The following is a 13,477-nucleotide window of genomic DNA, read 5'->3' as shown; positions in this document are numbered from 1 at the left end:
CGACGGCCGCACACCGCCGTACGACCGCAGATCTGACGAGGAGGCCATTGCCGCAAGGGACACCAGACCCACCGGCAATGGCCTTCTTCGTATGTGCACGAGGAGAATCCCCATGAACAAGGGCGCGGACGCCGCCAAAGACGACGACAAGCGCGAGGACGGCAAGGTGCCCGGACGCTTCATGCTGAAGCTGTCCGGGGAGGCGTTCGCCGGCGGCGGGGGTCTCGGTGTCGACCCCGACGTCGTGCACGCCATCGCCCGCGAGATCGCGGCAGTCGTCCGGGACGGCGCGGAGATCGCGGTCGTCATCGGCGGCGGCAACTTCTTCCGCGGCGCCGAGCTCCAGCAGCGGGGCATGGACCGGGCGCGCTCCGACTACATGGGCATGCTCGGCACCGTGATGAACTGCCTCGCCCTCCAGGACTTCCTGGAGAAGGAGGGCATCGACTCCCGCGTCCAGACCGCCATCACCATGGGCCAGGTCGCGGAGCCGTACATCCCGCTGCGCGCCGTGCGGCACCTGGAGAAGGGCCGCGTCGTGATCTTCGGCGCGGGCATGGGCATGCCCTACTTCTCCACCGACACCACCGCCGCCCAGCGCGCCCTGGAGATCGACGCCGAGGCGCTGCTCATGGGGAAGAACGGCGTGGACGGGGTCTACGACTCCGACCCGAAGACCAACCCCGCCGCGGTCAAGTTCGACGCGCTGGAGTACAGCGAGGTGCTCGCCCGCGACCTCAAGGTCGCCGACGCCACCGCCATCACGCTCTGCCGTGACAACGAGCTGCCGATCCTCGTCTTCGAGCTCACCACCGCGGGCAATATCGCCCGCGCCGTCAAGGGTGAGAAGATCGGCACGCTCGTGAGCGACCAGGACACCCGCGCCTGACCATGGGCGCGTCCACCGGTGAGGCCCGGTGGGACAGGGGCGCGGGACCGCCCCGGAAGATGGACAACGGCCTGCCGGTCGGACACCGTGCAGGTGAGGACGCGACGCAGGACCCGCCGGGCCCGCCGGGCCCGTTCACAACACGCAGGAGCACGTGGTGATCGAAGAAACCCTCCTCGAGGCCGAGGAGAAGATGGAGAAGGCCGTCGTCGTCGCGAAAGAGGACTTCGCCGCGATCCGTACCGGCCGTGCGCACCCGGCGATGTTCAACAAGATCGTCGCCGACTACTACGGTGCGCCGACCCCGATCAACCAGCTGGCCTCGTTCTCGGTGCCCGAGCCCCGTATGGCCGTCGTGACGCCGTTCGACAAGACCGCGCTGCGCAACATCGAGCAGGCCATCCGCGACTCGGACCTCGGCGTCAACCCGAGCAACGACGGCAACATCATCCGGGTCAACTTCCCCGAGCTGACCGAGGAGCGTCGCCGCGACTACATCAAGGTCGCGAAGACCAAGGCCGAGGACTCCAAGATCTCGATCCGCGCCGTCCGCCGCAAGGCCAAGGAAGCGCTCGACAAGCTGGTCAAGGACAAGGAGTCCGGCGAGGACGAGGTGCGCCGCGCCGAGAAGGAGCTCGACGACACCACCGCGAAGTACGTCGCGCAGGTGGACGAGCTGCTGAAGCACAAGGAAGCCGAGCTGCTCGAAGTCTGATGAACGACTCTTCCTGGGGCGCTCCGCAGGGCGCCGGCCACCGGGTCGCGCCGGAGATGCAGGGTGCTGCGGCGGGTCCTGCCTACGATGTGCACGACGCCCAGCAGACTCGGCCCATGCCCATCGTGCCGGACGTTCCCGACGCAGGTAGAGACGCTGAAGACCGTGATCACCGGAACCAGGGGGCCGGACGCCTGAGCGGCGGCCCCCTGTTCCGCGACGAGAAGCCGCAGGAGCCCATGCCGACCGCGCCGCCGCCCCAGCCCCCGCAGAAGAAGCGCGCGGGCCGGGACCTGGGAGCCGCCATAGGGGTCGGCCTGGGGCTCGGCGCCCTGGTCGTCGTCTCGCTCTTCGTCGTCAAGGCGGTCTTCGTCGGCGTGATCGTGCTCGCCGTCGTCGTCGGGCTCTGGGAGCTCACCTCCCGCCTGGAGGAGCGCAAGGGCATCAAGGCGCCCCTCGTGCCGCTCGCCGTCGGCGGTGCCGCGATGGTCGTCGCGGGATACGCGCGCGGGGCCGAGGGCGCCTGGATCGCCATGGCCCTCACCGCCCTGGCGGTGCTCGTGTGGCGGATGGCCCAGCCGCCCGAGGACTACCTCAGGGACGTCACGGCGGGCATCTTTGCCGCGTTCTACGTGCCGTTCCTGGCCACCTTCGTCGCGCTGCTCCTGACCGCCGACGACGGCCCGCAGCGGGTGCTGACGTTCCTGCTGCTGACCGTGGTCAGCGACACGGGGGCGTACGCGGTCGGCTGGCGGTTCGGCAAGCACAAGCTGGCGCCGCGCATCAGCCCCGGCAAGACCCGCGAGGGCCTGTTCGGGGCGGTCGCCTTCGCCATGGTGGCCGGGGCGCTGTGCATGCAGTTCCTGGTCGACGACGGTTCCTGGTGGCAGGGGCTGCTGCTGGGCCTCGCGGTCGCGGCCAGCGCCACCCTGGGCGACCTGGGCGAGTCCATGATCAAGCGGGATCTCGGGATCAAGGACATGGGCACGCTGCTGCCCGGCCACGGCGGGATCATGGACCGGCTGGACTCGCTGCTGCCGACCGCCCCGGTGGTCTGGCTGCTCCTGGTGCTGTTCGTCGGTTCCGGCTGAGGCCGGCGTCCGCACATGGCTGAGGGGCCACCGCTCGCGAGCGGTGGCCCCTCAGCCATGTGGCGTCAGCCTTGTTCGCGCAGCGCCCTCCGCATGTCGCGGTAGAGGGTCAGCGCCCGGCGGCGGGTCCACAGGAGCCAGACACAGAACGCCGCCACGAAGACGGCGAAGAACAGGGAGTACCCGAGGGCCCCGCCGGTGAAGCCCAGGACGAGCAGACCGACCGCGATCAGGCCCATGGCGCCCAGCCAGTACGGCAGCCACCGCTCACCCCGCTCGATCTTCCCCAGCTGATCGTCGACGAGACGCCGCATCACGGCCCGTTCCCGCGGGTCGCGCGGCACCTCGTGGTGGCGGATCTTGCGCAGGAGGCCGGCGATGGCGCCCGGGGAGGCGCCCGTGACCCGGCTCATGCGCCGCCGCTGGAGAACGATGGCCACCATCGCGACGACGGTGAAAACGGCCCCCTGGACCAGCCACATGGCCGGGGGATCGTCGTGGCGTAACAGCGCGTTCAGGCCCACGCCGAGTCCGAAGACCAGCAGGCCCTGGCCGACCAGGCTGTCGTTGAACCAGTGCTTGACGGTGTGCACGGCATCTACCTCCTACGGCGGCTGCGGAACTCCCTGTGGTGGCCCGGTTACCCCGTAAGGTGCGCCTCACCGCGACGCACAGGGGCACCTCCGCGCGTCTGCGACACTGGAAGAACCATGCCTAAGCCCGGAGAACTCACTTTCGTCGCGCCCCGCGGAGCCAAGAAGCCGCCGCGGCACCTCGCCGACCTCACGCCCGCCGAGCGCAGGGAGGCCGTCGCCGCGATCGGCGAGAAGCCGTTCCGCGCCCAGCAGCTCTCGCAGCACTACTTCGCGCGGTACGCGCACGACCCGGCCGAGTGGACCAACATCCCGGCCGGCTCCCGGGACAAGCTCGCCGAGGCGATGTTCCCCGACCTGATGTCCGTCGTCCGGCACATCAGCTGCGACGACGACACCACCCGCAAGACCCTGTGGAAGCTGCACGACGGGACCCTGGTGGAGTCCGTCCTGATGCGCTACCCGGAGCGGGTCACGATGTGCATCTCCTCGCAGGCCGGCTGCGGGATGAACTGCCCGTTCTGCGCGACCGGGCAGGCCGGACTCGACCGCAACCTGTCGACCGCGGAGATCGTCCACCAGATCGTGGACGGCATGCGCGCGCTGCGCGACGGCGAGGTCCCCGGCGGGCCGGCCCGGCTCTCCAACATCGTGTTCATGGGTATGGGCGAGCCGCTGGCCAACTACAACCGCGTCGTCGGCGCGATCCGCCGGCTGACCGACCCCGAGCCCGACGGCCTCGGCCTCTCGCAGCGCGGGATCACCGTGTCGACCGTCGGCCTGGTCCCCGCCATGCTGAGGTTCGCCGACGAGGGCTTCAAGTGCCGCCTCGCGGTCTCGCTGCACGCCCCGGACGACGAGCTGCGCGACACCCTCGTGCCGGTGAACACCCGGTGGAAGGTGCGCGAGGTGCTGGACGCCGCGTGGGAGTACGCCGAGAAGTCCGGCCGCCGTATCTCCATCGAGTACGCCCTGATCCGCGACATCAACGACCAGGCGTGGCGGGGTGACCTGCTGGGCCGCCTCCTCAAGGGCAAGCGGGTGCACGTCAACCTCATCCCGCTGAACCCGACGCCCGGCTCCAAGTGGACCGCTTCGCGGCCGGAGGACGAGCGGGCGTTCGTGGAGGCCATCGCGAGCCACGGCGTGCCGGTCACCGTCCGCGACACCCGGGGCCAGGAGATCGACGGCGCCTGCGGACAGCTGGCGGCCTCCGAGCGCTGAGGGAGCGGGGTCCCGGACACCCGGGGCCCCGGCCGAAAACGGCCGTGTAGCCTGGGGCCGAAATCAACTGCATATTCCGACAGGGGAGCGCCACAGCGCTGAGAGTGCGGCACCGAGGACAGGTTGGCCGCAGACCCTCTGAACCTCGCCCGGGTCATTCCGGGTAGGAAGTTCGGACCATACTCAAGCTGTTGCGCCCTGCCCGCTTCCGGCTCCGGCCGGTGTGCGGGCGGGGCCGCGTCTCTTCCTGGTCACTCCAGGAGGAATCACACATGAGCACCACCCAGAAGGCCGCGGTCGCGGCCGTCGCCGCCGCGCTCGGCGTCACCGCGCTGGCCGGCTGCGGAAGTTCCGACGACCCGGCGTCCGGTTCCGGTTCCGGTTCCACCAAGGGGTCCGGTTCCAAGACCGTCACCCTGGTCAGCCACGACTCCTTCAACGCCTCCAAGGACGTCCTGAAGGAGTTCACCCGGGAGACCGGCTACACCGTCAAGGTCCTCGAGAGCGGGGACGCGGGCGCCGCCCTGAACCAGGAGATCCTGACCAAGGGCTCCCCGCGCGGCGACGTGTTCTTCGGCGTCGACAACACCCTGCTCTCGCGCGCCCTGGACAACGGCCTGTTCACCCCGTACGAGGCCAAGGGCCTGGACCGGGTCCCGGCCGATGTCCAGCTGGACGCGGACAAGCACCGGGTCACCCCGGTCGACACCGGCGACATCTGCGTCAACTACGACAAGAAGTACTTCGCCGACAAGAAGCTCGCACCGCCGAAGACCTTCGCCGACCTGGCGAAGCCCGCGTACAAGGACCTGCTGGTCACCGAGAACGCCGCGACCTCCTCGCCCGGCCTCGGCTTCCTCCTCGGCACCGTCGCCACCTTCGGCGAGGACGGCTACCAGGACTACTGGAAGAAGCTCAAGGACAACGGCGTCAAGGTCGTGGACGGCTGGGAGCAGGCGTACAACGAGGAGTTCTCCGGCTCGGCCGGCGGCAAGAAGGCCAAGGCCGACCGCCCGCTCGTCGTCAGTTACGCCTCCAGCCCGCCCGTCGAGGTGCTGTACGCGGACCCGCAGCCCAAGACCGCGCCGACCGGGGTCGCCACCGGGACGTGCTTCCGCCAGATCGAGTTCGCCGGTCTGCTGGACGGCGCGAAGAACGAGGCGGGCGGCAAGGCGCTGCTGGACTTCCTGATCGGGAAGAAGTTCCAGGAGGACATGCCGCTCACCATGTTCGTCAGCCCGGTCGCGAAGGACGCGAAGGTGCCCGAGCTCTTCACGAAGTTCGGTGCCACCGCCGACAAGCCGGCGACCGTCGCCCCGGACGCCATCGCCGAGAACCGTGAGCAGTGGGTCCAGTCGTGGTCCTCGCTCGTAGTGAAGTAGCGAAGACCCCCGTACGCGGCCCGGGCGCGCGCGGGAGGTCCGCACGCGCCCGGGCCCGGCGCGCGGCCGCGGTGCGGCTCGGCCTGATGGCCGTGCCCGTCGCGTTCTTCGCCCTGTTCTTCGCCTACCCGGTCGCCGCGATCGTGGGACGGGGGCTCAAGGCGGACGGCGTCTGGCAGTTCGGCCGGTTCGGCGAGGTGCTGGCCCGGCCGGAGATCCGGGACGTCCTCTGGTTCACGCTGTGGCAGGCGCTCGCCTCGACCGCGCTGACCCTGCTGATCGCGCTGCCCGGCGCGTATGTCTTCGCCCGGTTCGACTTCCCCGGCAAGCAGGTGCTGCGGGCCGTGGTCACCGTCCCGTTCGTGCTGCCGACCGTCGTCGTGGGCACCGCCTTCCTCGCGCTGCTCGGGCGGGGCGGGCTGCTGGACGAGCTGTGGGGCGTACGGCTCGACACCACCGTGTGGGCGATCCTGCTGGCCCACGTGTTCTTCAACTACGCGGTCGTCGTCCGCACCGTCGGAGGGCTCTGGGCGCAGCTCGACCCGCGCCAGGAAGAGGCCGCCCGGGTGCTCGGCGCGAGCCGGTTCACCGCCTGGCGGCGCGTCACGCTGCCCGCGCTCGCCCCGGCCGTGGCCGCCGCCGCCCTGATGGTCTTCCTCTTCACCTTCACCTCCTTCGGGGTCGTACAGATCCTCGGCGGCCCCGGCTTCTCCACGCTGGAGGTGGAGATCTACCGGCAGACCGCGCAGCTGCTCGCCCTGCCCACGGCCGCCGTGCTGACGCTCGTGCAGTTCGCCGCCGTCGGCGCGATCCTCGCCGTGCACGCCTGGACCGTACGCCGCAGGGAGCGCGCGCTGAAGCTGGTCGACCCGGCGACGACCGCGCGCAGGCCGCACGGGGCCGGGCAGTGGACCCTGCTCGCCGGGGTCCTGCTGAGCGTGCTGCTGCTGGTCCTGCTGCCGCTCGCGGTCCTCGTGGAACGCTCGCTGGGCGGCTCCGGCCTCGCCTACTACCGCGCGCTGACCTCGGCGGACGCCAACAGCGGTACGTTCCTGGTCGCGCCGGTCGAGGCCATCGGGAACTCGCTGCGCTACGCCCTCGTCGCGACCCTGATCGCCCTCGTCGTCGGCGGGCTCGCCGCCGCCGCGCTCACCCGGCGGGCGGGCCGGCTCGTCCGGGGCTTCGACGCGCTGCTGATGCTGCCGTTGGGGGTCTCCGCGGTCACCGTCGGCTTCGGCTTCCTGATCACCCTGGACAAGCCGCCGCTGGACCTCCGTACCTCCTGGATTCTGGTGCCGCTCGCCCAGGCACTGGTCGGGGTGCCCTTCGTCGTACGGACCATGCTGCCGGTGCTGCGGGCGGTGGACTCCCGGCTGCGCGAGGCGGCGGCGGTGCTCGGGGCCTCGCCCCTGCGGGCCTGGCGCGAGGTGGACTTCCCGCTCGTGCGGCGGGCGCTGCTGGTTGCCGCCGGGTTCGCGTTCGCCGTGTCGCTCGGGGAGTTCGGCGCGACAGTCTTCATCGCGCGGCCCGACAACCCGACGCTGCCGGTGGCCGTGGCCCGGCTGCTCGGCCGGTCCGGCGACCTGAACTACGGCCAGGCCATGGCCCTCAGCACCATCCTGATGCTCGTGTGCGCGGTCTCGCTGCTGCTGCTCGAACGCATCCGCACCGACCGATCCGGGGAGTTCTGAACGATGCTGACGCTCGAATCGGCCACCGTCCGCTTCGGCGACCGGGCCGCGCTCGACGGGGTCGACCTGGAGGTCGCCGACCACGAGACCGTCTGCGTCCTCGGACCGAGCGGCAGCGGCAAGTCCACCCTGCTGCGCCTGGTCGCCGGGCTCCAGGAGCCGGACGGCGGCCGGGTCCTGCTCGACGGCGCCGACCAGGACGGCATCCCGGTCCACCGGCGCGGGCTCGGCCTGATGTTCCAGGACCACCAGCTCTTCCCGCACCGGGACGTCGGCGCCAACGTCGCCTTCGGCCTGCGGATGCACGGGGCCGGCCGGGGCGAACAGAGCCGCCGGGTCGCCGAACTCCTCGACCTCGTGGGCCTGCCCGGCGCCGAACGCCGCGCCGTCGCCGCGCTCTCCGGGGGCGAGCAGCAGCGCGTCGCCCTCGCCCGGGCCCTCGCGCCCAGCCCCAGGCTGCTGATGCTCGACGAGCCCCTGGGCCAGCTGGACCGCAGCCTGCGCGAACGGCTCGTCGTCGAGCTGCGCGCCCTCTTCGGCCGCCTCGGCACCACCGTGCTCGCCGTCACCCACGACCAGGGCGAGGCGTTCGCGCTGGCCGACCGGGTCGTCGTGATGCGCGAGGGCCGCGTCGCCCAGGTGGGCACCCCGCTGGACGTGTGGCAGCGCCCCGCCTCCGCCTTCGTGGCGCGCTTCCTGGGCTTCGACAACGTGGTCGAGGCGACCGTCGAGGGGGACGCGGCGGACACGGCCTGGGGCGAGGTGCCGGTGCCGAAGGGGTCACCGCAGGGCGCGTGCGACCTTCTGGTGCGGCCGGCCGGGGTACGGATCGGTGGGCCGGAGACGGGGCTGCGCTGCGTCGTGGGCGCACGCACCTTCCGGGGCAGCCATGTCGCCGTGACCCTGCACCCGGAGCGCGGTCCGGTGCTGGAGGCCGAGTGCCCGCTGCGCGGGACACCGGAGGAGGGCGAGCGGGTGGGCGTCGCCTTCGACGCGTCGGAGTGCGTGGTGCTCCCCGCCCTGTTCTGAGGGCTACGCCCCCGAGAGCCGGGCCAGGGCGCCGGGCGCCTCCTCCACCGTGTCGACCAGGGCGATGCGGGCCGCCATCCTCCGGCCCGCCGCCAGCGTGCGCAGGAGCGGCCAGGCGGGAAGCTCGCGCGTCCAGTGGTCGTGGCCCACCAGCACCATCGGGACGGGTTCGCCGCGTGACTCGTAGTAGTTCGGGGTGGCGCTGTCGAAGATCTCCTGGACGGTGCCGGCCGCGCCGGGGAGGAAGATCACGCCCGCGTTCGACCGGGCCAGCAGCCCGTCCTCGCGCAGCGCGTTGGTGAAGTACTTGGCGATGTGTCCGGCGAACGGGTTCGGCGGCTCGTGGCCGTAGAACCAGGTGGGGATCGACACCGACGGGCCGCCGCCCGGCCAGCGCTCCCGCACCGCGAAAGCGGCCCGCGCCCAGTCGGTGACCGACGGGGTGAAGGACGGCACCGCGCCGAGCATCGCGCACGCCTCGTCCAGCATCGTGTCGGCGTGCGGCGCCGCGTACGCCCCCAGGTTGGCCGCCTCCATCGCGCCCGGGCCGCCCCCGGTCGCCACGGTGAGGCCGCTGCGGGCCAGGGTCCTGCCGAGCCGGGCCGCCGCCGCGTAACCGGCGCTGCCCCGGGGCGTCGCGTGGCCGCCCATCACGCCGGCCACCCGGGCCCCGGCGAGCACCTCCTCCAGCGCGTCGGAGATCGCGTCGTCGTGGAGCGCCCGGAGCATCGAGGCGAACGCGTCCCCGTCCGACCGGGTCCGCCGGAACCAGTCGTGGGCCAGGGCGTCCGGCGTGGCCGCGTAGCCCTCCCGCGCGATTCCGTCGTAGAGCGCGTCGGGGGAGTAGAGCAGGCCCCGGTACGGATCGAAGGGCAGGCCGGGGACGGGCGGGAAGACGAAGGCGCCGTCGGCCCGGACCTTCTCCTCGGCGCGGGGCTCCATCAGGCAGCCGAGGAACACGGCGCCCGCGGTGTCCGTGGCCAGCAGCGCCGCGCTCCGCCCCGTCAGGTCCACCGACTGCACGCGGCGCCCGGCCAGCGAACCGGCGGCCACCGCCGCGTCGAACTCGGCCCGCGACTCGATCTCGTCGCCGTGGCCGTTCCGGTACTCGTCCGCGCTCTCCACGCGGCTCATGCTACGAAACGTTCATCCGATCCGGACGGGCCCCCGCGCGCACGCGGAACCGGCCGGGCAGGGGCCCGGCCGGTCCGGTGGGCGTCCAGCCGCGCTCAGGGGGTCAGCGGCAGCGCGGCCAGCTCGGCGATCGCCCAGGTGAGCGGGGCGAAGAGGACCAGCAGCGCCCCCGCGCGCAGGGCGGTCGCCGCGCGCAGCGCCGAGGCCGGCGCCCCGAGCCGCAGCAGGGCCCTGGCCGTCTCCGCGCGGGCCTGCCGGGCCTCCAGGGCCGAGGTCAGCAGCGTCGCCGTGGTGCAGCCGACGACGAGCACCGCCCCCAGGGCCGTGAGCGGGCCGAACGGCCGGGACCCCGTCCCGTACAGCGCGAAGGCGGCGACGACCGCCGACAGGACCGCGCAGACGATGCCCAGCGGGCGGCCGATCCGGCGCGCCTCGTCCATCAGGACCCGGCCGGCCAGCAGGCGTACCGCCCCCGGCCGGACCGTCTGGAGCAGCTTGCCGCACAGGTGGGTCAGGCCGGGGCCCGCCGTGGCCAGGCCGATCGCGGTCAGCGTCCAGCCGACGAGCACCCAGGCCGGAGTGGCGTCCGGCTTGCCGGGAAGCGGGAAGGGGCTGCCCGCCGCGCCCCGGCTCGCGTACGCCTCGACGGCGAGCCCGGCGGCGGTCAGGGCGACGCCCCAGGGCAGCCCGGCCGGCGGCGCGGCGGGGGCGGGGATCTCCTCGGCGGGCACCAGGTCACCGCCGTCGTCCGTCTCGCGCGCGGCCCCCGACGGACGGCCACGCAGCGCCAGCGCACTGGCCGTGGCAGCCGCCACCGGCACCAGGGCCAGCAGGACCAGCACGGCGGCGACCGGCAACGAGGCGTCCGCGCCGAGCAGATCGGCGGCGGCCCCGTCGAACGGCAGCCCGGACAGGTCGCCGCGCAGATGGAGGAAGAACAGCAGCGCCACCGCGGAGCCGAGGGTGCACGAGACGGCGGTGGAGACCGCGGCGAGCACGCTGAGCTTCACCGGGCCCAGGCCCACGGCGGACAGCCCGCTACGCGGCCGGGTGCTCGGGTCCGTACGGGCCACCGCGACGGCGAACTGCACGGTGGCGGCCAGCGGGACGAAGCACCACAGCAGCCGCAGCACCGCACCGGCCGAATGGGGGTGCGCGGCGGTGTGGCCGAGGGTGCACAGGAGCAGGAAGCCGACCCCGGCGGAGGCGGCCGCGACCAGCAGCCGCCGCATCAGGACCAGCGGATGGGAACCGCGGGCTAGACGGAGAGCGAGCACGCCGCGCGCCCCTCCGGATCGGCTTCGGCGGGCAGGCCGACGGTGGAGACGCGGCGCCCGTCGAGCAGGGGCACCACGCGGTCGGCGAGCGCGGCGATCTCGGCGTCGTGGGTGGCGAGCACCACCGTGATCCCGTGCGAGCGGGCGGCGCTGGTCAGGGTCCGCAGGACGTGCGTGCGGTCCGTGCGGTGCAGCGTCGCGGTCGGTTCGTCGGCGAAGATCACCGAGGGCCCGGCGGCCAGCGCCCGGGCCACGGCGATGCGCTGCCGCTGGCTCTGCTGGAGGGTGTGCGGGCGCTTCTTGGCGCATGTGCCGATGTCCAGGCGCTCCAGCCACTCCATGGCGGCCTTCCTGGCCTCCCGGTGCGAGGCGCCGCGCAGCAGGAGCGGCAGGGCGGTGTTCTCCCAGGTGTTCAGCTCCGGGACCAGCTGCGGCTCGGGGGCGATCCAGCCGAACTTGTCGCGGCGCAGCCGCTCGCGCAGCCTCGGCCCCATCGTGTGCACGGGCACGCTGTTGAACCAGACCTCGCCCTGCTCCGGCACCAGCTGGCCGGAGAGGCAGTGCAGCAGGGTCGTCTTGCCGCTGCCGCGCGGACCGGTCACCGCCAGGATCTCGCCGTCGCGGATGCCCAGGGAGACCCCGCCGAGCGCGGGTGAGCCGTTGTGGGAGTGCTGCAGGGAACGCGCCCAGATCACATCGTTGTCCGGCGGGGCCACCATGGCGTACACCTCGGTTCAGATCAGATATCCCGTCCCCCGTACGGGGGAACGAAGAGGGGGCCGATCGGTCACTCGGCACCGTAAGGATTCGGATCGCGGTGAGCGGACAGCACGCGGCCCGGGCCCGCCTCTTCCCACTCGATCGGCCGCATCCGGGCCCGGGGGATGCCGTGCCCGGCACCGCGCGGCGGGGCCCGACTACGCTGGTCGTCTCACCCATTGGACAGATACGAGGAGGGGTGGCCGTGACCGCCGAGGTACGCCGTCTGCGCAACTACATCAACGGGGAGTTCCGGGACGCCGCCGACGGGCGGACGATCGACGTGGTCAACCCGGTGACCGAGGAGGTCTACGCGACCTCGCCGCTCTCCGGACCCGCCGACGTGGACGCCGCGATGGCCGCCGCCGCGGCCGCGTTCCCCGCCTGGCGCGACGCCACACCGGCCGAGCGCCAGCGCGCCCTGCTCAAGATCGCCGACGCGTTCGAGGAGCGGGCCGAGGACCTCATCGCCGCCGAGTCCGAGAACACCGGCAAGCCGATCGGGCTGACCCGCACCGAAGAGATCCCGCCGATGGTGGACCAGATCCGCTTCTTCGCGGGCGCCGCCCGGCTCCTGGAGGGGCGCTCGGCCGGCGAGTACATGGAGGGGCTGACCTCCATCGTGCGGCGCGAGCCGGTCGGCGTCTGCGCGCAGGTCGCGCCGTGGAACTACCCGATGATGATGGCCGTCTGGAAGTTCGCCCCGGCGCTCGCCGCGGGCAACACGGTGGTCATCAAGCCGTCCGACACCACGCCCGCCTCGACCGTGCTGATCGCCGAGATCATCGGGCAGATCCTGCCCCAGGGCGTCTTCAACGTCATCTGCGGCGACCGTGACACCGGCCGCGCGATGGTCGAGCACCGGACCCCGGCGATGGCCTCCATCACCGGCTCGGTGCGGGCCGGCATGCAGGTCGCCGAGTCGGCCGCCAAGGACGTCAAGCGGGTCCACCTGGAGCTCGGTGGCAAGGCGCCCGTCGTCGTCTTCGAGGACACCGACATCGCCAAGGCCGTCGAGGACATCTCGGTCGCGGGCTACTTCAACGCCGGACAGGACTGCACGGCCGCCACGCGCGTGCTGGTCCACGAGTCGATCCACGACGAGTTCGTCACCGCGCTCGCCAAGGCCGCCGCCGACACGAAGACCGGCCGGCCGGACGACGAGGACGTGCTGTACGGCCCGCTCAACAACGCCAACCAGCTGGCCCAGGTCAGCGGCTTCATCGAGCGCCTTCCCGCCCACGCCCGGGTCGAAGCGGGCGGCCACCGGGTCGGTGACAAGGGGTACTTCTACGCCCCGACCGTCGTCTCCGGGCTCAAGCAGGACGACGAGATCATCCAGCACGAGGTCTTCGGCCCGGTCATCACCGTCCAGGCGTTCCGCGACGAGGCGCAGGCCGTGGAGTGGGCGAACGGCGTCGAGTACGCCCTGGCCTCCTCGGTGTGGACCAAGGACCACGCGCGTGCCATGCGGATGTCGAAGAACCTGGACTTCGGCTGCGTCTGGATCAACACCCACATCCCGCTGGTCGCCGAGATGCCGCACGGCGGTTTCAAGAAGTCCGGTTACGGCAAGGACCTCTCGGCCTACGGCTTCGAGGACTACACCCGGATCAAGCACGTGATGACGTCCATCGAGGGCTGAGCGACCATCTCCGCGCCCCGTGCGAACCGGCCGGTTCGCACGGGGCGC

The 13,477-nt window shown here is 72.4% G+C and carries 12 protein-coding genes and 1 riboswitch; of the genes, 8 read left to right on the top strand and 4 right to left on the bottom strand.

Annotation, left to right across the window (positions count from 1 at the left end; translation table 11 throughout):
* Positions 1-112: 112 nt before the first annotated feature.
* The 3 genes from pyrH (at position 113) to ACFUJY_RS20000 (ending at position 2,695) form a co-directional block, all read left to right on the top strand.
* Positions 113-889, top strand: a complete 777-nt coding sequence (pyrH, locus tag ACFUJY_RS20010; RefSeq protein WP_383301232.1) for a UMP kinase — start codon at positions 113-115, stop codon at positions 887-889.
* Between the two features lie 157 nt (positions 890-1,046).
* Positions 1,047-1,604, top strand: coding sequence for a ribosome recycling factor (gene frr / locus ACFUJY_RS20005; RefSeq protein WP_018102371.1), 558 nt, complete (start codon positions 1,047-1,049; stop codon positions 1,602-1,604).
* On the top strand, positions 1,604-2,695 hold the full coding sequence (locus ACFUJY_RS20000; protein ID WP_383301229.1) for a phosphatidate cytidylyltransferase: 1,092 nt from the start codon (positions 1,604-1,606) through the stop codon (positions 2,693-2,695). The genes frr and ACFUJY_RS20000 overlap by 1 nt, the downstream gene beginning before the upstream one ends.
* Positions 2,696-2,760: 65 nt before the next feature.
* Here the strand turns inward: ACFUJY_RS20000 and ACFUJY_RS19995 are convergent, their stop codons facing one another.
* The gene (locus ACFUJY_RS19995; RefSeq protein WP_383301226.1) at positions 2,761-3,288 is read right to left on the bottom strand and encodes a hypothetical protein; all 528 of its coding nucleotides are present in this window, start codon (positions 3,286-3,288) and stop codon (positions 2,761-2,763) included.
* 117 nt (positions 3,289-3,405) lie between these two features.
* On the opposite strand from ACFUJY_RS19995, the gene rlmN reads away from it, so the two are divergent.
* The 4 genes from rlmN to ACFUJY_RS19975 all read left to right on the top strand — a co-directional run bounded on the left by rlmN (position 3,406) and on the right by ACFUJY_RS19975 (position 8,614).
* Positions 3,406-4,512: a 23S rRNA (adenine(2503)-C(2))-methyltransferase RlmN gene (gene rlmN, locus ACFUJY_RS19990; RefSeq protein WP_164401695.1), complete on the top strand. Its 1,107-nt coding sequence runs from the start codon at positions 3,406-3,408 to the stop codon at positions 4,510-4,512.
* 71 nt (positions 4,513-4,583) lie between these two features.
* Positions 4,584-4,700: riboswitch (TPP riboswitch) on the top strand.
* Between the two features lie 84 nt (positions 4,701-4,784).
* The gene (locus tag ACFUJY_RS19985; RefSeq protein ID WP_383301222.1) at positions 4,785-5,894 is read left to right on the top strand and encodes a thiamine ABC transporter substrate binding subunit; all 1,110 of its coding nucleotides are present in this window, start codon (positions 4,785-4,787) and stop codon (positions 5,892-5,894) included.
* Positions 5,895-5,980: 86 nt separating this feature from the next.
* Positions 5,981-7,585 (top strand): ABC transporter permease, encoded by a 1,605-nt coding sequence (locus tag ACFUJY_RS19980; protein WP_383301219.1) that lies wholly within the window; start codon positions 5,981-5,983, stop codon positions 7,583-7,585.
* Between the two features lie 3 nt (positions 7,586-7,588).
* Complete coding sequence (locus tag ACFUJY_RS19975) at positions 7,589-8,614, top strand: ABC transporter ATP-binding protein (RefSeq protein WP_383301216.1); 1,026 nt, start codon at positions 7,589-7,591, stop codon at positions 8,612-8,614.
* Positions 8,615-8,617: 3 nt separating this feature from the next.
* On the opposite strand, the gene ACFUJY_RS19970 is transcribed toward ACFUJY_RS19975, so the two are convergent.
* The 3 genes from ACFUJY_RS19970 to ACFUJY_RS19960 form a co-directional block, all read right to left on the bottom strand.
* The gene (locus tag ACFUJY_RS19970; protein WP_383301213.1) at positions 8,618-9,748 is read right to left on the bottom strand and encodes an LOG family protein; all 1,131 of its coding nucleotides are present in this window, start codon (positions 9,746-9,748) and stop codon (positions 8,618-8,620) included.
* A 95-nt stretch (positions 9,749-9,843) separates the two neighbouring features.
* Positions 9,844-11,025 carry a hypothetical protein gene (locus ACFUJY_RS19965; protein ID WP_383301210.1) on the bottom strand — a complete coding sequence of 394 codons (1,182 nt, stop codon included), beginning with the start codon at positions 11,023-11,025 and terminating at the stop codon, positions 9,844-9,846.
* On the bottom strand, positions 11,007-11,744 hold the full coding sequence (locus tag ACFUJY_RS19960; RefSeq protein WP_073963688.1) for an ABC transporter ATP-binding protein: 738 nt from the start codon (positions 11,742-11,744) through the stop codon (positions 11,007-11,009). The genes ACFUJY_RS19965 and ACFUJY_RS19960 overlap by 19 nt, the downstream gene beginning before the upstream one ends.
* 245 nt (positions 11,745-11,989) lie before the next feature.
* Here ACFUJY_RS19960 and ACFUJY_RS19955 point away from each other — a divergent pair, with 245 nt between their 5' ends.
* Complete coding sequence (locus ACFUJY_RS19955) at positions 11,990-13,429, top strand: gamma-aminobutyraldehyde dehydrogenase (protein WP_383301207.1); 1,440 nt, start codon at positions 11,990-11,992, stop codon at positions 13,427-13,429.
* Positions 13,430-13,477 lie beyond the last annotated feature (48 nt).

It is taken from the genome of Streptomyces sp. NPDC057249 (genome assembly GCF_042669245.1).
Lineage (GTDB): Bacteria > Actinomycetota > Actinomycetes > Streptomycetales > Streptomycetaceae > Streptomyces.
Note: the sequence above shows the minus strand (reverse complement) of the source record. Positions and strands in the feature narration are given on the sequence as shown.